General features: G+C 37.5%; 21 protein-coding genes and 1 riboswitch. Of the genes, 10 read left to right on the plus strand and 11 right to left on the minus strand.

The features are described 5' to 3' along the window. The 5 genes from CJ229_RS04795 to CJ229_RS04815 are packed head-to-tail and all read left to right on the plus strand — an operon-like array spanning position 1 to position 4,157. The gene (locus CJ229_RS04795; RefSeq protein ID WP_317846511.1) at positions 1–1,062 is read left to right on the plus strand and encodes an MsnO8 family LLM class oxidoreductase; all 1,062 of its coding nucleotides are present in this window, start codon (positions 1–3) and stop codon (positions 1,060–1,062) included. 28 nt (positions 1,063–1,090) lie between these two features. Beyond that, positions 1,091–1,426: a glycine cleavage system H family protein gene (locus CJ229_RS04800; RefSeq protein WP_068130215.1), complete on the plus strand. Its 336-nt coding sequence runs from the start codon at positions 1,091–1,093 to the stop codon at positions 1,424–1,426. Positions 1,427–1,486: 60 nt separating this feature from the next. Then, positions 1,487–2,248: a protein-ADP-ribose hydrolase gene (locus CJ229_RS04805; RefSeq protein WP_102167620.1), complete on the plus strand. Its 762-nt coding sequence runs from the start codon at positions 1,487–1,489 to the stop codon at positions 2,246–2,248. A 12-nt stretch (positions 2,249–2,260) separates the two neighbouring features. Then, positions 2,261–3,148 (plus strand): SIR2 family NAD-dependent protein deacylase, encoded by an 888-nt coding sequence (locus CJ229_RS04810; protein WP_102167621.1) that lies wholly within the window; start codon positions 2,261–2,263, stop codon positions 3,146–3,148. After that, positions 3,135–4,157, plus strand: a complete 1,023-nt coding sequence (locus CJ229_RS04815; RefSeq protein ID WP_102167622.1) for a lipoate--protein ligase — start codon at positions 3,135–3,137, stop codon at positions 4,155–4,157. The genes CJ229_RS04810 and CJ229_RS04815 overlap by 14 nt, the downstream gene beginning before the upstream one ends. Before the next feature lie 415 nt (positions 4,158–4,572). Here the strand turns inward: CJ229_RS04815 and CJ229_RS04820 are convergent, their stop codons facing one another. From CJ229_RS04820 to CJ229_RS04845, 6 genes are all read right to left on the minus strand, one after another. Continuing rightward, the gene (locus CJ229_RS04820; protein ID WP_068130203.1) at positions 4,573–4,794 is read right to left on the minus strand and encodes a hypothetical protein; all 222 of its coding nucleotides are present in this window, start codon (positions 4,792–4,794) and stop codon (positions 4,573–4,575) included. 88 nt (positions 4,795–4,882) lie between these two features. Continuing rightward, a complete protein-coding gene (locus CJ229_RS04825; RefSeq protein WP_257993699.1) occupies positions 4,883–6,046 on the minus strand; it encodes an aminotransferase class I/II-fold pyridoxal phosphate-dependent enzyme in 1,164 nt (387 codons plus the stop codon). 3 nt (positions 6,047–6,049) lie between these two features. Beyond that, a complete protein-coding gene (locus CJ229_RS04830; RefSeq protein ID WP_070458650.1) occupies positions 6,050–6,853 on the minus strand; it encodes a MetQ/NlpA family ABC transporter substrate-binding protein in 804 nt (267 codons plus the stop codon). 4 nt (positions 6,854–6,857) lie between these two features. Further along, entirely contained in the window at positions 6,858–7,511 is a 654-nt protein-coding gene (locus CJ229_RS04835) for a methionine ABC transporter permease (protein ID WP_040928560.1), read from the minus strand. Further along, complete coding sequence (locus CJ229_RS04840) at positions 7,504–8,520, minus strand: methionine ABC transporter ATP-binding protein (RefSeq protein WP_070458647.1); 1,017 nt, start codon at positions 8,518–8,520, stop codon at positions 7,504–7,506. Before CJ229_RS04840 ends, CJ229_RS04835 begins: the two co-directional genes overlap by 8 nt. 55 nt (positions 8,521–8,575) lie before the next feature. After that, positions 8,576–8,678: riboswitch (SAM riboswitch) on the minus strand. Between the two features lie 72 nt (positions 8,679–8,750). After that, positions 8,751–9,260, minus strand: a complete 510-nt coding sequence (locus tag CJ229_RS04845; RefSeq protein ID WP_102167623.1) for a GNAT family N-acetyltransferase — start codon at positions 9,258–9,260, stop codon at positions 8,751–8,753. A gap of 144 nt (positions 9,261–9,404) precedes the next feature. Between CJ229_RS04845 and CJ229_RS04850 the strand changes: the two genes are divergently transcribed. Further along, positions 9,405–10,304 (plus strand): acetamidase/formamidase family protein, encoded by a 900-nt coding sequence (locus tag CJ229_RS04850; protein ID WP_102167624.1) that lies wholly within the window; start codon positions 9,405–9,407, stop codon positions 10,302–10,304. Positions 10,305–10,319: 15 nt separating this feature from the next. Then, positions 10,320–11,162 carry a Cof-type HAD-IIB family hydrolase gene (locus CJ229_RS04855; RefSeq protein WP_102167625.1) on the plus strand — a complete coding sequence of 281 codons (843 nt, stop codon included), beginning with the start codon at positions 10,320–10,322 and terminating at the stop codon, positions 11,160–11,162. Here the strand turns inward: CJ229_RS04855 and CJ229_RS04860 are convergent. Next, positions 11,157–11,771, minus strand: a complete 615-nt coding sequence (locus CJ229_RS04860) for an alpha/beta hydrolase (RefSeq protein ID WP_068130174.1) — start codon at positions 11,769–11,771, stop codon at positions 11,157–11,159. The genes CJ229_RS04855 and CJ229_RS04860 overlap by 6 nt on opposite strands. Before the next feature lie 97 nt (positions 11,772–11,868). On the opposite strand from CJ229_RS04860, the gene CJ229_RS04865 reads away from it, so the two are divergent. Then, a complete protein-coding gene (locus CJ229_RS04865) occupies positions 11,869–12,795 on the plus strand; it encodes a VOC family protein (RefSeq protein ID WP_102167626.1) in 927 nt (308 codons plus the stop codon). A gap of 24 nt (positions 12,796–12,819) precedes the next feature. Here the strand turns inward: CJ229_RS04865 and CJ229_RS04870 are convergent, their stop codons facing one another. After that, positions 12,820–13,572, minus strand: a complete 753-nt coding sequence (locus CJ229_RS04870; RefSeq protein WP_102167627.1) for a DUF6612 family protein — start codon at positions 13,570–13,572, stop codon at positions 12,820–12,822. A 74-nt stretch (positions 13,573–13,646) separates the two neighbouring features. Continuing rightward, the gene (locus CJ229_RS04875; protein ID WP_102167628.1) at positions 13,647–14,990 is read right to left on the minus strand and encodes a MocR-like pyridoxine biosynthesis transcription factor PdxR; all 1,344 of its coding nucleotides are present in this window, start codon (positions 14,988–14,990) and stop codon (positions 13,647–13,649) included. A gap of 94 nt (positions 14,991–15,084) precedes the next feature. On the opposite strand from CJ229_RS04875, the gene pdxS reads away from it, so the two are divergent. After that, on the plus strand, positions 15,085–15,966 hold the full coding sequence (gene pdxS, locus CJ229_RS04880; protein WP_371440547.1) for a pyridoxal 5'-phosphate synthase lyase subunit PdxS: 882 nt from the start codon (positions 15,085–15,087) through the stop codon (positions 15,964–15,966). Positions 15,967–16,005: 39 nt separating this feature from the next. Here pdxS and CJ229_RS04885 read toward each other — a convergent pair whose 3' ends face one another. Beyond that, on the minus strand, positions 16,006–16,695 hold the full coding sequence (locus CJ229_RS04885; RefSeq protein WP_102167629.1) for an SDR family oxidoreductase: 690 nt from the start codon (positions 16,693–16,695) through the stop codon (positions 16,006–16,008). A gap of 11 nt (positions 16,696–16,706) precedes the next feature. Then, on the minus strand, positions 16,707–17,822 hold the full coding sequence (locus CJ229_RS04890) for an amidohydrolase (protein ID WP_257993700.1): 1,116 nt from the start codon (positions 17,820–17,822) through the stop codon (positions 16,707–16,709). Between the two features lie 105 nt (positions 17,823–17,927). On the opposite strand from CJ229_RS04890, the gene menC reads away from it, so the two are divergent. Beyond that, on the plus strand, positions 17,928–19,067 hold the full coding sequence (gene menC, locus CJ229_RS04895) for an o-succinylbenzoate synthase (protein ID WP_102167630.1): 1,140 nt from the start codon (positions 17,928–17,930) through the stop codon (positions 19,065–19,067). Positions 19,068–19,111 lie beyond the last annotated feature (44 nt).

The raw sequence follows: 19,111 nt of genomic DNA on the forward strand, positions 1-19,111 counted from the left end.
TTGACTATAAAATTCAGTGCGACTATAATTATATATGCTTCATACATTAATTTTAATTTAAAAGGATTGATAATCATCGTTAAAATAAGCGTCCTTGATTACGCAGTGATTGATGAAGGGAAAGATGCAGTAACTGCAGTGAAAGAAGCAATCGAACTCGCTCAACATGCTGAAGCATTAAATTTCAGTCGATTCTTCGTCGCAGAGCATCACGATGTAAAATCATTTGCAAGCAGTTCACCAGAACTATTGATGATGAAACTACTCGATGAAACAAACGACATTCAAATTGGTTCAGCTGGTGTTATGTTGCCGCATTACAGTCCGTTAAAAGTTGCAGAAAACTTTCGTATGTTAGAAGCTTTTCACTGTGGACGTGTGAACTTAGGCTTTGGTAATACGTTCGGTACAGCTAAAGTACAACGTGCAATGGATACGAAAAAAGCTGATTTTGACTACGAACATCATATCGATACGTTGCAACAACATTTAACTAATGCGTCAAACATTACCGTTCACCCTGAAACTTCTTCAGCGCCTTCTATGTGGATGCTAAGTACGAGTGAACGTTCAGCGAAACTCGCAGCGAAACTCGGTGTCGGGTATATTTTCGGGTTATTTCCGTATGCATCTACCGATAAAATACCAACTGGACGACGGGCAATAAAGCAATTTAAAGAAATGTTTCAACCGTCAAAAACGAACGAAACACCTGTCACTATTGCAGCAGTTTTCGTCGTCATCTCAGATACGGATGAAAAAGCCGAGACACTCGCGAATGCTTTAGACGTATGGCTACTCGGTAAAAATAACTTTAACGAGTTCGAATACTTCCCATCTGTAGAAACAGCGAAAGCCTATGATTATACAGATGATGAACTGAAGCGTATGAAAGCCAACCGGACACGTATGGTCGTCGGGTCAAAAGAAACGGTAAAAGCAAAGCTATTGGATATTCAAAACGAACTTTCAGCTGATGAATTACTCATCATTCCGCTAATGCCAGGATTTAACAATAGAAAACATGCACTCACGTTAATACACGAGGCATTTAATTTATAAATTCGAAAATTTAGAAAGGATGTTTTTTATGAGAAAAACAGCAAACTACTTATGGATTGATAAAGATGGAGACACTTATACATTAGTGTTAACGCCTGAACTTCAAGACGATATCGGAACAGTTGGATACGTTCAGTTCAGTAAAGAGGACGTCGTTAAAAAAGGCGACTCACTACTTGAATTAGAAGGTTCTAAAACAGTATTAGACTTAATGTCACCACTTGCTGGGACAGTCGTTGAACGAAATACAAAAGCAATCGACACACCAGAAATTTTAAACGCTTCAGACGCAAACGAAAGCTGGGTTGTAAAACTGACAGACGTCGATGAAGATGCATTTAATGCGTTAGACGACGCACAATAATGTTAGATCGCTTACAATTTTTAATTGTAAGCTTTTTTCTAGTAAAGAGGGTTTTATGTTATGAGACTAAACGAAGTAAATGATTTAATACATTATTTACAAGATGAACAAAATATCGCGCACACATCTGCAAGAGATTTTGAACATGCATTTACGTTATACCGTGAACTCGTCAACGTGCGTAAGCCGAAGCCTTTACCTGAGAAATATTTACGCATCCAAGATGAGTTTTTAAAGTCAATTAACGACACGGTTGTTCATCTTAAAGATTTAGAAGAAGTTGAAAGACAAATCTATATGTTTAAAGGCGATATAACAACACTCGCTGTTGATGGTATTGTGAATGCAGCAAACGCTGATTTACTCGGCTGCTTTATAAAAGGCCACGCGTGTATTGATAATATCATCCACACGAAAGCTGGTGTTCAGCTACGCTATGAATGTCACGAAATTATGGAAGCACAAGGTCGTAAAGAAGCAGTCGGTCGCGCGAAAATGACAGACGCTTATAACTTACCATCAAAATACGTATTTCACACAGTCGGCCCGTACATTAAAGGTGATGGCCCTTCAAAAATGCAGCAAGATTTACTTAAACAATGTTATAAAAGTGTTCTTACATTAGCAGATGAGCACAATTTAGAGAGCATCGCATTTTGTAGTATTTCTACAGGGGTGTTTCGCTTCCCTAAACCGCTCGCTGCTGAAATCGCAATAAAAACAGTCAAAGATTATTTAAAAGAAACAAACTCTAATATAAAAGTCATCTTTAACGTATTCTCCGATGAAGATAAAATGATATATAAGAACATATTACGTTAGAAAGGAAATACTATGTCTACTTGGAACTACAACACAAATTCAGACAGTGAAACGCTCGCTTCACTCATAAAAGATGCGGATGCTGTCGTCGTTGGTGTCGGCGCTGGGATGTCTGCTTCAGATGGTTTCACTTATGTCGGTGACCGTTTTAAAAAGAACTTTCCAGATTTTATTGAAAAGTACGGATGGTTCGACATGTTACAAGCGAGTCTTTTTGACTTTCCGACGACTGAAGAGTATTGGGCGTTTCAAAGTCGCTTCGTCAAGCTAAATTATATCGATCAACCGGTCGGTAAATCGTATGTAGCACTTAAAGAAATGCTCGAACATACACCGTACTTTGTCATTACGACAAACGCAGATAACGCTTTTTATAAAGCAGACTATGATATGGATAAAGTATTCTACTATCAAGGTGAATATGCGTTAATGCAGTGTAGTCAGTTTTGCCATAACGAGACGTACCGAGATGACGAAATGATGTTAAAAATGGTCGAACAACAACAAGATATGAAAGTACCATACGACCTAATTCCGTTTTGTCCAAAATGTAACGCAAAGTTAGAGATTAACAAACGTAACGCCGAAAAAGGCATGGTCGAAAGTCCACACTTCTTCGAGCAAAAAGCGCGATACGAAGCGTTTCTTAACGAGCATAAATCCGGAAAAGTCATCTATTTAGAAATCGGTGTCGGCTATACGACGCCACAGTTTATCAAACATCCGTTTTGGCGATTCACATGTCAAAATAAAGACGCTAAATTTGTTACGATGAACCAAAAATCATACCGAATTCCTGATGATATTAAAGAGCAGTCGATCGCTTTAACAGATGATATTCAAACGACGATTGTCAAAGCAAATCACATTTTAAAGGAGCAACAACATGTATCTAATTGAACCATTTCGTAACGGAAAATATGTAGACGACGGTGCATACGCACTCGCAATGCAAGTATATGTCAATGAAAATATATTTTTAGATGAAGGAATTATATTTCCGTATTATTGCCAACCTAAAATTGAAATCGGACGTTTCCAAAACGCTCGTGCAGAAGTGAACCAAGACTATTTAGACGAAAACGGCATTATCGTCGTACGCCGTGACACTGGAGGCGGAGCAGTACTCGTCGATGAAGGTGCAGTAAACGTTTGTTTCTTAATCCCTGAAGACAGTAGAATATACGGTGACTACAAGAAAATGTACGCCCCTGTCATTCAAGCCCTGAAAAATCTCGGAGTTAAAAATGTCGAGCAAAGCGGAAGAAACGATCTTTTAATAGACGGTAAAAAAGTATCTGGTGCAGCGATGACAAAATCAAACGGACGCGTATATGGTGGTTTCTCTCTACTACTCGACATTCACCCTGAACGTATGCTTGAGTCATTAAATCCGAATCAAAAGAAAATCGAATCAAAAGGTATTAAATCTGTAAGAAGTCGCGTAACGAGCATTCGCGAACATTTAAAACCAGAACTTCAAAATGTTACGACAGATGAATTTAAAGACCTCATCATTAAAGAACTTCTCAATATTCAATCTGTAGATGAAGCAAAACGCTACGAACTAACTGACGAAGACTGGCAGAAAATCGATGAACTCGTCGAAAAGAAATATAAAAACTGGGACTGGAACTATGGTAACTCTCCAAACTATAGTTATCAAAGAGATGGCCGTACGACAGCTGGAACGATTGATATCAGTTTAGAAATCGTCGAAGGTCGTATCGACAAATGCCAAATCTACGGTGACTTCTTCGGTCAAGGACAAATCGACGACGTGAGCGCGCACTTAATCGGCACAAAAGTAAAACGAGAAGATCTATTAGAACGATTAGCAGAAATCGATTTAAACTATTACTTCGGTAATTTATCAAAAGAAGAACTGACAGATTTAATTTTAAGCTAATAAAAACGACCGTAGTTAACGACTCATAAGAGTTCGAAACTACGGCCTTTTTATTTGGTGAGGGTGCGTCGTTATAGCTTTATTTTACGCAAAACGCATTTGTGTAAACGAGTGTCTGATTACGTTGACAATTACGAGAATTGTGTCAACGTACGGACTATCCCTTTTACGCAAATCCATTTTATATTAAAAGATGAAAAACTATTTAACGCAAATTGCTTTTCTGTTAAAGCATGCTACTTTTATTTAACGATTAGAGCATTTGCGTTAACATATACGGAACTGATTTGACGCAAATCCATTTTGCATTAAAAGATGAAAAACTATTTAACGCAAATCGCTTTTACATTAAAGGACATCTCATTACGTTGACAATTAAAACAACTACACCAAAGAAATAAAAAAACGACCGTGATTATTCACGGTCGTCTGTCATGTCTTCTACACTCGGACGGTGTTTTTTATATGAAAATAGTAACAGTGTAAATAGAATGAATAGTACTAACAATAATGCAAATATTAGGACGTAACTGAGTGGATTTTCTTGCGTAATTACGCTCGTAATTGAAAATATAATTCCACCAGTAAATAATGCACCTACAAATGCATAAATTATGACTTGCCAATTTTTCATCATAATACTAATTCCCCTCATTGTTCGTACGTTCACTGTAACATGACTACTACTTCATTTAACAGTCATTTTTGACTAATTCGTTACATTTCTACTCTTTCCATAAATGACTGATTGATTGGAATCGCTCGACGACTTCATCTAACTCTTCATCTGCAATTGCGAGTGATACACGAATTCGGTTTTCACCAAGTGATCCGAACGGGAATCCTGGAATGACCATAATCGACTGTTCTTCTAATAGATATTCAAAGAACGACTCACTATTAAAGCCTTTTGGTACTTCGACCCATCCAAACATACCACCGTCAATATCATTTAACGGGATACCGACTTCACGAAGTCCTGACACGAATTTGTCACGGCGACGTTTAAATATTTCGTTTTGTTTTAATAAGAATTCATCGGATTCGTTTAACGCCGTTGCGGCAGCTTCTTGTTGAACACCCCACATTCCTGCATGTGCAAACGACTGATATAAATTCAGCGCGCCGACCATATCTTTGTTACCGACCGCAAATCCTATTCGGAATCCAGACATGTTAAACGCTTTTGATAATGAGAAAAATTCCATCGACGTTTCAAAGTTTTTGTCACTTTCAAGAATGCTCGGTGGCTTTCCTTCAAATCCGAATGCAGCATACGCGAAATCGTTGATCAGCATAATGTCCGTATCTTTAAATCTTTCGACTGTTTCATCGAAAAACTCTTTTGTCGCAACTGCACCGACTGGGTTTGATGGATAGTTTAAAATGATTAAACGTGCGTTGTCTAATTCTTTTTCATCTAAATTATCAAAGTCCGGTAAGAAATCATTTTCTTTTAGTAACGGTAAATCATATACTTCACCATTCGCTAGTTTTACTCCTGGTACATAATCGATATATCCAGGATTTGGCACGTATACCCCTTCTCCTGGCTCGATAAAGAGACTTGGGAAGTTAATGATTGCATTTTTTGAACCGTATAATAGTGCGATGTTTTCATCTTCTAACTCGACATCGTAATGTCTTTTATAAAAGTCTTTAACAGCTTGCATTAAGTTTTCGCGAACGTTAACACCTGCGTATTTGTGGTTTTGAATGTCGTCTATCGTTTCCTTCACGTTTTCTAGTACGTGATCTGGCGTACGACCATCCGGTACACCGATTGACATATTGAGTAATGGTTTGTCGCCCAGTTTAATCTTTTCTAGACGCTTACGTAGAGACATAAAGAAGTCTCCTTCTAACTGCATTAAACGTTTGTTTGCCATTTGTTAATCATCCTCCGGTTTGTCAAAACCTTTGAACTCCTCGTCGATTACTTTGTTGAATCCTTCCGATTGTACGGCTTTTATTAAATCTTCACGAATCTTATCTGATGCAAGGTCATCGTTAACGACGATTCTATTTCTAAAGTATTCTGACATATTTTCTAATATAAGTGCATCTTCTAACTTCATGTTACTCGCTAAAGCAAAGTTCCCTGGTACGAGTGATAAACCAATTTGATCCACACTTCTCGGAAGTTGCCCCGCATCTTGATAAACAAACTTGAGGTTCATCTTATTACTTATAATATCATTTTCTGTGATATCAAACATATCATAACCCTCTTTTAGTTCGATTAACCCCGAATCTTCTAACACCATAAATGCACGACTCATATTTACTGGGTCTGGTGGTAACGCAACTTCACTACCGTTTTCTATATCGTCTAACGACTTATATTTACCAGAATATAATCCCATCGGTGCAGTTGGCACTTGTATTAAATCAATTAAATTCTTATCGTTTTTCTCATTATAGTTATTCATAAACGTAATATTTTGAAACAGGTTTGCATCTATATCGCCATTCGCGAGTGCTGTATTCGGTTGAATCCAGTCAGAGTATTCAACGACTTTCACCGTATACCCCATCTCTTCTAATTCAGGTCGTATCGCTTTTTCGACCATATCTGTAAATGGTCCACTCGTCGCACCGATCGTAATGACTTCACCTTGTTTGTCGCTCAATAAATAAGATGAAATACCGATGACGACTAAACATCCTGCTAAAAATGTAATAATTCCACGCATAGTTTTACCCCTCCCTCTGACTTAAAAAGTCACCAATCCATTGAACGAGTTGTACGATAACGATTAATAATACGACAGTGATTAACATGACGAACGTATCGTATCTGTAATATCCGTAGCGGATTGCGAGGTCACCTATACCTCCACCACCGACAACTCCAGCTGTCGCACTAAATGCAATGATTGAAATAATCGTTAACGTTATCGCTTGAGTTAAACTTCGTTTTGATTCTGGTATTAACACGTCAAAAATAATCTGTGATAACGGTGCGCCTCCAGCGATACACGCTTCAATGACACCTTTATCGATACTATGAAAACTCGACTCTGCGAGTCTTGCAAATAATGGAATCGCTGCGATACTTAACGCAACTGACGCAAATACTGGTCCGTGTGACGCATTTACTAACCACGTAGCAAACGGCATAATCGCAACGATTAAAATGATAAACGGAAAACTACGAATCACGTTTACAATAAACCCGAGTATGACGTTTAGCGACTTCACTTTAAATAACTGACGTTCGCTCGTTATGAAAAGTAAAATTCCAAGTGGTAAACCGATTAATACCGCAAAGAAAATTGAAATAGACACCATTAATACCGTCTCTAAAAATGAGCGGTACAGTAGCGGTAGTATAATATCTAACTTATCCATAAATCTCAGCCCTCTCTAATCCGATTCTGTCATCGATATGTTTAAAAAATCTTCCGATTTCCGCTTCGTCACCACTCACTTGTAACATAAGTAAACCGAGTGGATCGCCGTTAATATATTCGATGCGACCGTTTAAAATACTAATGTTTAAATCAAATAGTTTATACAGCTGATTTAAATGGTTTTCTTCTGCTGTATCTTTTGCGAATTTTAACGTAATGATTCGGTTTTCGTTTGTTGTCTTAATATGTGGTGGCACTTGGAAGTTATAAATTTCTTGAACGAAACCTTTCGTCACTTCATGTGTCGGATTACTAAATATGTTATAAACATCGTCTACTTCAATGATTTCTCCGTTAGACATGACTCCAACGCGATGTGCAATTTCTTTTATGACTTCCATTTCATGCGTAATTAAAACAATCGTGAGACCGAGTGTTTTATTAATCTCTTTTAATAACTTTAAAATTTCTTTTGTAATCTCAGGGTCTAACGCACTCGTCGCTTCGTCACATAGTAAAACTTCTGGATCATTTGCAAGTGCACGTGCAATACCGACACGCTGTTTTTGTCCCCCACTTAAATTTTTAGGTAACGCATCTCTTTTATCTGAAAGTCCGACGAGTGTTAACAACTCATCCACTCGTGCGTCCATTCTTTCTTTCGGATATTTCGCTGCTTTTAAAACAAACTTAATGTTCTCAGCAACTGTCTTACTGTTAATTAAATTAAAATGCTGAAACACCATTCCGATCTTTTGACGTTTAACACGTAGTTTATCTTTAGAAAGTTTTGTTAAATTATCGTCACCGACAATGACGTCACCCGTTGTCGGCACTTCAAGTAAGTTAATGAGGCGTAGTAGCGTACTTTTACCTGCGCCACTAAAGCCGATTAGTCCAAAAATCTCACCTGAGCGAATCGATAAATCCGTCGTTTTAACCGCTTCAACAGACTTACCTTTGACATCGTAAGTCTTACTAACGCCCTTCAATTCAATATGACTCATGGAAACTCCTCCTCAAAATAAAAAACCATTTACTAAAATAAGCAAATGGTTTGTAATGATATCTGTCAAGCATCTGCTCGTTGGAATTAGCACAGTACTTAAAAAGCCCGCTGCTGAACTGTCACTGGGCCAAATCCCTCGAGTTCTCTGGATATTTAATATTCAATTAAAACAATCTTATACCACATAGAGCTATTTTACAACACTTTTTCGAAATTGTTAGAAAACTCCTACTTCACCCATTTGGACATGTAAATGAGGTCTGTGTAGCTGTCGTTGTTTAGTTTGACTTGATCTTTTAGTGTTGCTTCACTTTCGAATCCGAATCGTTCGTATAGTTTGATCGCGCCGTCGTTGTTACCAAATACTGTGAGGATTAGTTTTTCGATATTATCGTTTTCTGTCGCGAAATCGACGACTTCTTGAATGAGTTTGCTTCCGATACCGTGTCCTGCGTATTTATGTTGAACACTAATTCCAAATTGTGCGATGTGACGGAATTTATGGCGCTTGTCGTGGAACATGTTGATGATTCCAATGACTGTGTCGCCATCTAATGCGACGAGTTTTAAGTCGTTTTCACCGATGTTTTTTATTTTGTTTATTTGATCTTCTAAGTCTGGTTCCTGATTTTCTATCGCTGTTGCGAGTGTGTCTGGATTTTCTTTTGTTACTTTTATTTTATGTTCAATGATTGACTCTGCGTCTTCAATTTTCGGTTTTCTTATTTCTAAATTCATCGTATCCCATCCTTTTTAATGCTACTTCTATAGTAACATTTATACTTTCTACACTCACTTTGTCTGTTTATCAGTTAAATAGACAAGCTCTCGTTTATTTGTAACAATGAAGTTGATTACTGATTATTTAAGGAGGATTTTTAGATGAAACATCTTTCTAACGAACATTATTTTTATCACATGTCTAAAGATAACGAACCGAAGTTAACTGTAGATGTTGGTGATACTGTTAAAATTGACACGCTCGACTGTTTTACGAATCAAATTCAAGATGAGGATTACGCGTTTGACACACTCGATTGGGATAAAATGAACCCAGCCTCTGGACCTATTTTTGTCAGTGGTATTCAAGCTGGAGATGTTTTAAAAGTTACGATTCAAGACATTGAAATTGACGATAAAGGCGTCATGGTAACTGTACCTGATGCTGGTGTGATGGGTAAATATTTACACGAACCAACGATTAAAGTGCTCGATATTAAAGATGATACTGTCCTCTTTAACGATATTGAAATTCCAATTAACAAAATGGTTGGAGTGATTGGTGTCGCACCAAAAGATGAGGCGATTAACAACGGTACACCAGATACCCATGGCGGTAACATGGACTCTGTTAAAGTTACTACAGGCGCAACGCTTTACTTACCTGTCTATCACGATGGTGCATTATTTGGATTAGGTGACTTACACGGTGCCATGGGTGACGGTGAAGTTTCTGTAAGTGGTTTAGAAGTTGAAGGATCTGTTACAGTGACTTTAGAAAAAGCGGAGAACGTTCAAACTGAACATCCAATTTTAGTAAACGATGAAGGTATTTATCAATTTGTGTCTCACGAAAGTTTAGACGAGGCTGTTGACCAGTCCGTACAGGTGATGATTCAAAATATTTTAGAGCCAAGAACGCCACTAACACTACCAGAACTGACAATGCTAATGAGTTTAGTCGGGCAAACAGAAATCAACCAAGTTGTAGACCCGTTAAAAACTGCACGTTTCTTCGTGCCGCAATATGTGTTAGACAAATTAAACATTGAATTAAAATAATAGGAGGCTTTCAATATGAAGGCAGTCGCAATCGATTTAGACGGTACCGCTCTAACGAATGACGGTAAATTTAGCAAAAGATTAGAACAAGCCATACAAAAAATGCACGATAAGGGAATACTCATTTTTATTGCAACCGGTCGTTCAATGAAATCATTATCGTCCAAGCTACCTAAGGATTTACCGGTCGACGGATACGTCGCAGCAAGTGGCGTTGTTGTTGTTGCTCAAGGTCAAGTGCTAAGAAGTTCGACATTTAAAAAAGAAACGATTGAAGAAGTCATTTCTATCGCAAGAGAACAAAATGTCTATTACGAAGTCAATACGACAAACGACGGGCCGTTTACATTTGTACAAGATAAAGAATACGCGTTAGAAGATTTACTTCATCCACCTGAAGAAGATGTACTCGCGTACGAAACAATCGGTGCAAGCCGAAGTATTACAGACAGTAATCAGTGGGTAGATACGATCGATTTAACAGACGTTATTAAACTATATTTCTTTAGTAATTATAAAGATAAAATCAAGAAGTTTTATAATACACTCGATCAAAATTCAGACAACAATACAAAATATGCACTCTATCAAACAGCGGTGCATAACTCTGAAATTATGGTTCCTGGTGTAGATAAAGGTACAGGTCTCACTGTACTTGCTGAACACTTTAATATAAATTTATCGGACATTCATGTATTCGGAGATAGTATGAACGATATCCCAATGTTTAAAGTCGCAGGGAAATCTGTCGCAATGAAACATGCGATTGAAGAGTTAAAAGACCTTAGCGATGACAAAACAGAATTTACGAATGCAGAAGAAGGTCTCGCACAATATTTCGAAGCGCATTACTTATAATGCGCTTCTTTTTTGAATATAAAATACATGACCTTGCATCAGTTCGTCCGAATGTATTTCATGACCACCATCGGTGAGTTCAATTTGTACGTTTGCATTTCGTTCTTCAAATAATTGCTTTACTTTAAACGCATCACCAGCTGACGTCTTAAAGTCTCTTGCTCCAGCTGTAATTAACACATTTAAATGGCTTAAATCTATGTCTCGCATTTGTTCTGAATAGTAAGCTGGATGCATTAAAAATGCACCAAATATCGGTAACGGATAGTTTAATAATACGTGGCTGGCAATATTTGAGCCATTAGAATATCCGATAATAAATCCTTTATTTAAGTCTAAGTCATATAATTCAAATAATTTTTTAATTTCATCGTATAACTTTTGACCTTCATTTTTTAAACTGTCTTCATCATATTTTTTAGGATGAATTCGTTTAAAGTAACGAAGTTGTTGACCTTCAAGTACGTCTCCACGAAATGCTAAAATATTTGCTGAACTATTTACCGTTGCTGCGATGTCGAGCAAATCTGTCTCGCGTCCACCGGTACCGTGAAGGAGAATTAATGTTTCTTCAGAATTGTTTTTCCCTTTAATAAATAAGTGTTTCATATTTTCACTCCCAATACTATTATGATAAGACAAAAAAGCTAAACACTCATAATAAATGACTTATAATTATTTTAAAGAATTCCAAAGGATGATGAATATGATCAATCAAATGCACCACGTATCTGCAATCACCAAAGACATTCAGTACAACAACCATTTCTTTACAAAAATTTTAGGACTACGTCGTGTGAAAAAAACAGTCAATCAAGATGATACATCAATGTATCACTTATTTTATGCAGACAAAATAGGATCTATCGGTACGGACATGACTTTTTTCGAGATTAAAAATTCTCAACCAGTTCGCTATGGGACAAATGCAATCACGATGACTATTTTTAGAGTCCAATCAATCGAAGCGTTACAATTTTTTGAAGACCGCTTCAATTCTTTTAACATCCGTCATGAAGGGATTTCTAAATATAGTGGTAAAGATGCACTTAAATTTTACGACGTTGAAAACCAACGTATGATGTTAATAGTGGATCCTGTTGAAGAAGACGTAGTACCTTTTGGTAACAACGGTGAAATCGTTGAAAAATATCGTATTACGAGTATACACGGTGTGGAAGTTACTGTGCAGTATCAAGTAGCATTTACTGAAACGTTAAAGCTACTCGGGGGAATAGTTGATGAAGACTTTAAAAATCAAGATGATACTGTCATTAAAATCGGTGATGACCGCATTTACGTTAAAGAAAACCGCTCACCGATGATAGAGCAACAAGGTTACGGGAGTGTGCATCATTTTGCAGTAAATGTCGATAGTCTAAGTGAATTAAAAGAATTAGAAAATCTTTTAAACGACGAACATTACGTTAATTCCGGTATTGTCGACCGTCACTACTTCACGTCACTCTATATTAACATACCTGGAAATATCATCGTTGAACTTGCGGTTCATACGAATGGATTTACTGTCGATGAACCAATTGAAACACTTGGAAAGAAGTTATCCCTACCACCATTCTTAGAAGAAAATAGAGACTTTATCGAATTATATTTAAAAGATATTGAAGTCTAAAAAAGACTAGCCTCGGCTAGTCTTTTACTCTATTTCTTCTGGCACTTCGATTCCATCGATTTCATTAAACGAATCGAATGTGCTTTCACCTTTAAGGTTTACAGTACCTTCTTCATCTTCAATCGCAATATTAAAAATCATTGAACGAATGAAATGCTCTTCGTCGACAACAAACTCTAATTCGATATCGTGATTCGATACATCGACTTCTCCTAAGTTCATGTGTAACAGTTTTTCTATCGCATGATATATATTTTGATTTTGACCTTTAAATTTATATACATAATTTCCGTCGACTTCTTCTCTTTCAAGCTCATCTTTAACGGTCATTAACGTATTCACTAGCTTTTGATACGTCACTCTAAATAACGAACCTTCGTCGATAGAATCTGTAATTTCTACCCACTCTTCATCGTTATTAAAGTACGTACGACCATCTTTAGAGATCGTTCTTAAAACGTCAGAAGACTTTAACGCAATTTCCGGTGGGTTCCCATCCACATAATCGACCTCGAGGTTCATTGTCTCTTCGACTTCTTCATCTAATTCCGCATCCACAGCTAACGATGTATGATACGAATCAACCTCGTTTGATTTGTCGACGACTTTTTGTAAAGTCTCGTCATTTATTTTAACTTCTTCAGTTACCTCTTCGTTCTCAGCAGTTGTTGTCGTTTCTTCTTCGACAACTTCTTTTTCTTCCTTTTCGTCATTCGAACATGCGCTGAGTACTAATAGTGAACTTAAACCTAAACCGATAAAACGTGTTAATCTCATTTTGTAATTCCTCCGATACACTCTCTATTTCGATAATAACATGACATTTAAAGATAAACTAACAAAAAGTAAATCTAACCCGTTAACGCGTCAATTAACAAGTCCATATGACTTTCAAGTTGACTGAAAGGGATACTACCAAAGCCAATCACAAACGATACATCTGTATGATTTTTATCGTATGTTTTCATCGGCTCAATTTTTAAATCGCGTGTCTTCGCACGTTTTAAGCAATCATCTAACGTTCGGCCGTTCGTTACTGTTAACACAAAATGCATGCCCGCTTGTTCACCACTTACAGTTAACTCAGTCTCATATGGTTTTAGACGCTTCATAATGTACGTAATTTTCTTTTCATAAATATTACGCATTTTATTTAAATGACGGTCGAAATGGCCACTCCGTAAAAAGAGCGCAACGATTTGCTGCGTATGAACCGGCACTGTATTCGACTCTTTATATTTTAACCGATGAAAATCTTCGACTAAATGTTTAGGTAGTACCATATACGCCATACGAAGCATCGGAAATAATGCTTTAGAAAACGTACTGATATAAATAACGCGTGACTCCGTATCTAAACTTTGAAGTGCAGGTAATGGCTTTTTAAAATAACGAAATTCTGAATCATAATCATCCTCGATAATATATCGATTTTCTTTTTCATATGCCCATTTTAATAGTTGCGTGCGCTTTTCAATCGTCATCACTGAACCGGTCGGAAAGTGATGACTTGGCGTGATGAAAATCACATCTCTATGACTATTTTTAACGTCATCGATGTTAATACCGTCTGATTCTAATGGTAGTGTCATGTAGTCAATTCTATGCTTTTCTAATACCATTTTCGCTGGTGGATAACTCGGTGATTCGATCATAAACGTATGGTTGTTTAATAACCTTACGACGTATTCCATCAACTGATTTGTCGACGACCCGATAATAATTTGATCGTGAGATGCCGATACACCGCGACTATTAAACAGGTATTTCGCAATTTGTTGACGCAACTCATATAACCCTTCGTTATAATCTTCATTTAACAAATGTTCATATGGCGCGTCAAACACTTGTCGGGACAATTTACGAAACGTATCAAACGGAAAGTGCTCTAAGTCTACTTGAGCCGTTTCAAACGAATATGTATAGTCTTGTTCTATCGTTTTTTCATCTGATTCTATTTGTGTTTTTCTGACGACTGGTAGCACTTCTAGCTTACTGACATAATATCCGCTTCTCGGTTTTGAATAGATAAACCCCTCATCTAACAGCAATTCATACGCCCGTTCGATAGTCGTTTGTGACACGTTTAAATGCTTTTCTAACTGGCGCTTTGACGGGAGTTTATCGTCTGTTTCATAATCACCAGATATAATTTGTGATTTTAGTGACTCGTACAATTCTAAATATAATGTCATAACTGACCCCTAAAGTATTTATAGTTTTGAGTATTCCTAAGCATCAGATTATCAATTACACTGAAATTAATCAATAAAAAAGAGGTGGATGACAGTGAGTCGATCATATTTACATTTAGAATCGGAATTAAGTCAAAAAATGAAAGGTGGCGTCATTATGGACGTCATTAACGCTGAACAAGCAAAAATCGCTGAAAAAGCAGGAGCGGTTGCTGTAATGGCGTTAGAAGCTGTACCAAGCGACATTCGTAAAATGGGTGGCGTTGCACGTATGGCAAACCCTTCAATTATCGAAGAAGTGCAAAACGCAGTATCTATTCCAGTTATGGCGAAAGGTCGTATCGGACATATCTCTGAAGCACGTACGTTAGAAGCGTTAAACGTCGACTATATCGATGAGTCAGAAGTATTAACTCCTGCAGATGAAGAATACCACTTAGACAAATGGACATACGACACGCCATTCGTTTGTGGATGTAGAAACTTAGGCGAAGCTGCACGTCGCCTTGGTGAAGGTGCTACGATGCTACGTACGAAAGGTGAACCAGGAACTGGTAACATCGTTGAAGCAGTGAGACATATGAGACAAGTGAACAAAGAAGTCGAGCACATTTTAAACTTAGACGAAGCGGAATTAATGACAGCTAGTAAAGAACTTGGTGCACCAATCGACGTATTACGTGCAATTCGTGAATACGGACGTTTACCTGTATTAAACTTCGCAGCAGGTGGTGTTGCAACACCTCAAGACGCAGCACTTATGATGGAACTTGGTGCGGACGGTGTATTCGTCGGTTCAGGTATCTTTAAATCTGAAGACCCTGAAAAATTTGCATCAGCAATCGTACAAGCAACTGAAAACTATAAAGACTACAAACTCATCGGTGAACTTGCGAAAGACTTAGGTGCAGCTATGAAAGGTATCGATATTAGAACACTCGATGCAGCTGAACTTATGGCAGATAGAAGTGAATAATTAAAATTTAAAAGCACTCCTCGCGGAGTGCTTTATTTATTATACTGGTCTAACGATGATTTCGTTGACGTTCACATAATCTGGTTGAGTGAGTGCATAAATGACTGCGTTCGCAATATCTCTTGCTTCTAATTTTTTACGGTCAGACTTTACATTTTCAGCAAGTCTTGTGTCGACCATACCTGGAGAAATGCTCGTCACTCTCACTCCAGTATGCGCGAGTTCTTTTTCTAACCCTTGCCCAATTGTGAGTGCTGCGATTTTCGTCGCGGAGTATACAGTACTTTGTTTTGTCACTTCGTGTGCAGATACACTCGTCGTATTAATAATATGTCCGCTTCCTCTTTCTTTCATATCAGATACGACGTGGTGAACACCGTATAGAATACCTTTAATATTCGTGTCTATCATATTATCCCATGACTTTACGTCACCATCAGTTACTCGGCTACTTTTCATAAGGCCTGCGTTGTTTACATAAATATCGATTTCACCGAATTTTTCTTTCGTTTTATCGACTAATTGTTTTACTTCATCAAATTTTGAAACGTCTGTTTTTAGAGCGAGTACGTGGTCGCTATTTAATTCTTTTAACGCAGATTGTAGTTTATCTTCACTTCGGCCGGTAATCGTGACGTTCGCACCTTCTTCAACGAGTCGCTTCGCGATTGCAAGGCCAATACCTCCGTTACCACCTGTTACTATTGCTGTTTTACCTGTTAAATTCATGAAATTCTCCTTTATACTTTCATAATTGCTTCGTAAATCACTTGTGAACCTACTGGCATCATATCATAATCAAACTTCATATATGGGTGGTGAAGCCCTGGCGTTAAATTACAACCTAGACCGATCATCGCACCTTTTAAGTGTGGATTTTCTACAGTATAGTTATGAAAATCATCTCCACCACTCGTAATAATCGGATCGATTAAGTACTCTTCTCCTACAGTGCTTACAATTGCTTCTCTTAATACGTCAATCGCGTCTTCATGGCTTTCGCTTGCGACCATTTTTTGAGATTCTTCAATGTCGACTTCAACTTCATATAACGTCTCAATTGTTTTTAATACGTCCATCACTTCATTGATTATTTTATCCATTACTTTATTTGTCTGCGCGCGTAAATCAATACCCATCGACACACTACCTGGGATAATATTTAACGACTGACCACCTGCATGGAATTTTGTCACTTTAATCGAGTGTGGAATCATTGGGTTAACATGGATGTTTTCTAGCATCGCTACGATTGTTGAACCAATTTCAATCGCGTTCGTGTTTAAATGTGGTCGTGCGCCGTGCGCATCTTCACCGATAATTTTAAATGCAATCGAACCTGTGGCACCATGCTCAATACTCGGTGAAATATATCCTGATTTTGCTTCTTCAATTGGACGTAAGTGAATTCCAAACATGTAATCTAAATCATTAATAATACCTGTTTTATTTATCTTTTGTGCGCCGAGTCCAATTTCTTCTGCCGGTTGGAATACAAAACGGACGCCTTTATTTTCAGGAACGTTGTCTTTTAGCATTAACATCGCACCGATTACCATCGCTGTATGTGCATCGTGTCCGCACGAGTGATTCGCCTGCTCGACACCATTTACTTCTTGCCATAACGCATCGATATCTGCACGAACACCGATTTTTACGCTACTCTCACTAAAATCCCCAATGTCGCAATATAGCCCCGGAAAATCTTCAAATTTAACCGGTGAAAATCCTCTTTTTTGTAAATAATTAAAAATATACTGTGTTGTTTGAACTTCTTGTAAACTTAGTTCAGGATGCGCATGAATGTGTTTAAAAATTTTATTAATTTCAGTTTGAATTATTTCAGGTTCAGTCATTTTTATCCTCTTTTCAATAGTGTATTTGATATAATGATAACGTATACACTATAACTTTAACAAAGGTTTTGTCGTCGTTAGACGATAAATTAAAGGAGATGCGTTATGAATATCGAAACAATTAAACTTCACAAGTTAAAAATGGAAATGAAAACTCCATTTACCACAAGTTTTGGAACGCAAATTGACCGCTTCATGACAATCGTTGAAGTCATCGACGAAAATGGTTTGAGCGGTTTTGGAGAATGTGTGGCTGGAGAGGACCCATTATATTCTGAAGAATTTATGGATAGTGCAGTCGTTACAATTAAGAAATACTTTGGTCCACTACTCATCCAAAGCGAATTGAGTCATCCTAAAGAAGTCACTGAGATTTTTAAGCCATTTAAACGTAATAACATGGCAAAATCTGGTGTTGAAACTGCAGTATGGGATTTATACGCAAAACAAATCGGTGAACCGTTATATAAAGTGCTTGGCGGCGAGAAAACAAAAGTCGAAGTTGGTATTTCTCTAGGGTTAGAAGAAACAGATGAAGCAATTCTTCCGAAAATCGAGGAGAAAGTTAACGAAGGATATAAACGAATTAAAGTAAAAATTAAACCTGGTCGAGATGTTGAATACGTTCGTCTGATCCGTAAACATTTCCCAGACATTCCACTTATGGTCGACGCTAACTCAGCATATACGTTAGATGACGTCGAAACGTTAAAAGCGCTCGATGAATTTAACTTAATGATGATTGAACAACCACTCGGTAGTTCAGATATCGTCGATCACGCAAAACTTCAAAAAGAAATCGAGACACCTGTCTGTTTAGATGAATCAATCGATAGCTATGAAAACGCAAAAGCTGCGATTGAGCTCGGTAGCTGTAAAATTATTAACGTTAAAGTCGGACGCGTCGGTGGACTAGCAGAATCAATTAAAATCCACGATCTCGCGAAAGCAAACAATATCCCCCTATGGTGTGGTGGAATGTTAGAAGCGGGTGTTGGTCGTTTAACAAATATCGCGATTACAACATTATCTAACTTCACACTTCCTGGTGACACAGCATCTTCAAGCCGATACTGGGATATGGATATTATCTCGCCAGAAGTCGTTGCAGAAAATGGGGTCGTCACAGTAAGTGACAAACCAGGCATCGGTTCAGATGTTGATTTTGAAAAACTCAATCAGTATTTACTCGAAACAGATGTAATCACAAAAGAAGATAAGCTCGATATGGTATTTTTCGATTAAAAAATAGGCGTCCCTGAATAGATTGATGTGCTACCCAAAAGTTG

Source organism: Nosocomiicoccus massiliensis (assembly GCF_002871345.2).
In the GTDB taxonomy this organism is placed as follows: Bacteria; Bacillota; Bacilli; order Staphylococcales; family Salinicoccaceae; genus Nosocomiicoccus; species Nosocomiicoccus ampullae_A.

Excerpts from the sequence above, each read along its gene's own strand:
- CJ229_RS04885 (WP_102167629.1), bottom strand. The coding sequence starts at position 16,695 with ATGAATTTAACAGGTAAAACAGCAATAGTAACAGGTGGTAACGGAGGT.
- CJ229_RS04840 (WP_070458647.1), bottom strand. The coding sequence starts at position 8,520 with ATGAGTCATATTGAATTGAAGGGCGTTAGTAAGACTTACGATGTCAAA.
- CJ229_RS04845 (WP_102167623.1), bottom strand. The coding sequence starts at position 9,260 with ATGAATTTAGAAATAAGAAAACCGAAAATTGAAGACGCAGAGTCAATC.
- CJ229_RS04825 (WP_257993699.1), bottom strand. The coding sequence starts at position 6,046 with ATGGCAAACAAACGTTTAATGCAGTTAGAAGGAGACTTCTTTATGTCT.
- CJ229_RS04875 (WP_102167628.1), bottom strand. The coding sequence starts at position 14,990 with ATGACATTATATTTAGAATTGTACGAGTCACTAAAATCACAAATTATA.
- CJ229_RS04805 (WP_102167620.1), top strand. The coding sequence starts at position 1,487 with ATGAGACTAAACGAAGTAAATGATTTAATACATTATTTACAAGATGAA.
- CJ229_RS04810 (WP_102167621.1), top strand. The coding sequence starts at position 2,261 with ATGTCTACTTGGAACTACAACACAAATTCAGACAGTGAAACGCTCGCT.
- CJ229_RS04800 (WP_068130215.1), top strand. The coding sequence starts at position 1,091 with ATGAGAAAAACAGCAAACTACTTATGGATTGATAAAGATGGAGACACT.
- CJ229_RS04865 (WP_102167626.1), top strand. The coding sequence starts at position 11,869 with ATGATCAATCAAATGCACCACGTATCTGCAATCACCAAAGACATTCAG.
- CJ229_RS04835 (WP_040928560.1), bottom strand. The coding sequence starts at position 7,511 with ATGGATAAGTTAGATATTATACTACCGCTACTGTACCGCTCATTTTTA.
- CJ229_RS04850 (WP_102167624.1), top strand. The coding sequence starts at position 9,405 with ATGAAACATCTTTCTAACGAACATTATTTTTATCACATGTCTAAAGAT.
- CJ229_RS04890 (WP_257993700.1), bottom strand. The coding sequence starts at position 17,822 with ATGACTGAACCTGAAATAATTCAAACTGAAATTAATAAAATTTTTAAA.
- CJ229_RS04855 (WP_102167625.1), top strand. The coding sequence starts at position 10,320 with ATGAAGGCAGTCGCAATCGATTTAGACGGTACCGCTCTAACGAATGAC.
- menC (WP_102167630.1), top strand. The coding sequence starts at position 17,928 with ATGAATATCGAAACAATTAAACTTCACAAGTTAAAAATGGAAATGAAA.
- CJ229_RS04830 (WP_070458650.1), bottom strand. The coding sequence starts at position 6,853 with ATGCGTGGAATTATTACATTTTTAGCAGGATGTTTAGTCGTCATCGGT.
- CJ229_RS04820 (WP_068130203.1), bottom strand. The coding sequence starts at position 4,794 with ATGATGAAAAATTGGCAAGTCATAATTTATGCATTTGTAGGTGCATTA.
- CJ229_RS04870 (WP_102167627.1), bottom strand. The coding sequence starts at position 13,572 with ATGAGATTAACACGTTTTATCGGTTTAGGTTTAAGTTCACTATTAGTA.
- CJ229_RS04815 (WP_102167622.1), top strand. The coding sequence starts at position 3,135 with ATGTATCTAATTGAACCATTTCGTAACGGAAAATATGTAGACGACGGT.
- CJ229_RS04860 (WP_068130174.1), bottom strand. The coding sequence starts at position 11,771 with ATGAAACACTTATTTATTAAAGGGAAAAACAATTCTGAAGAAACATTA.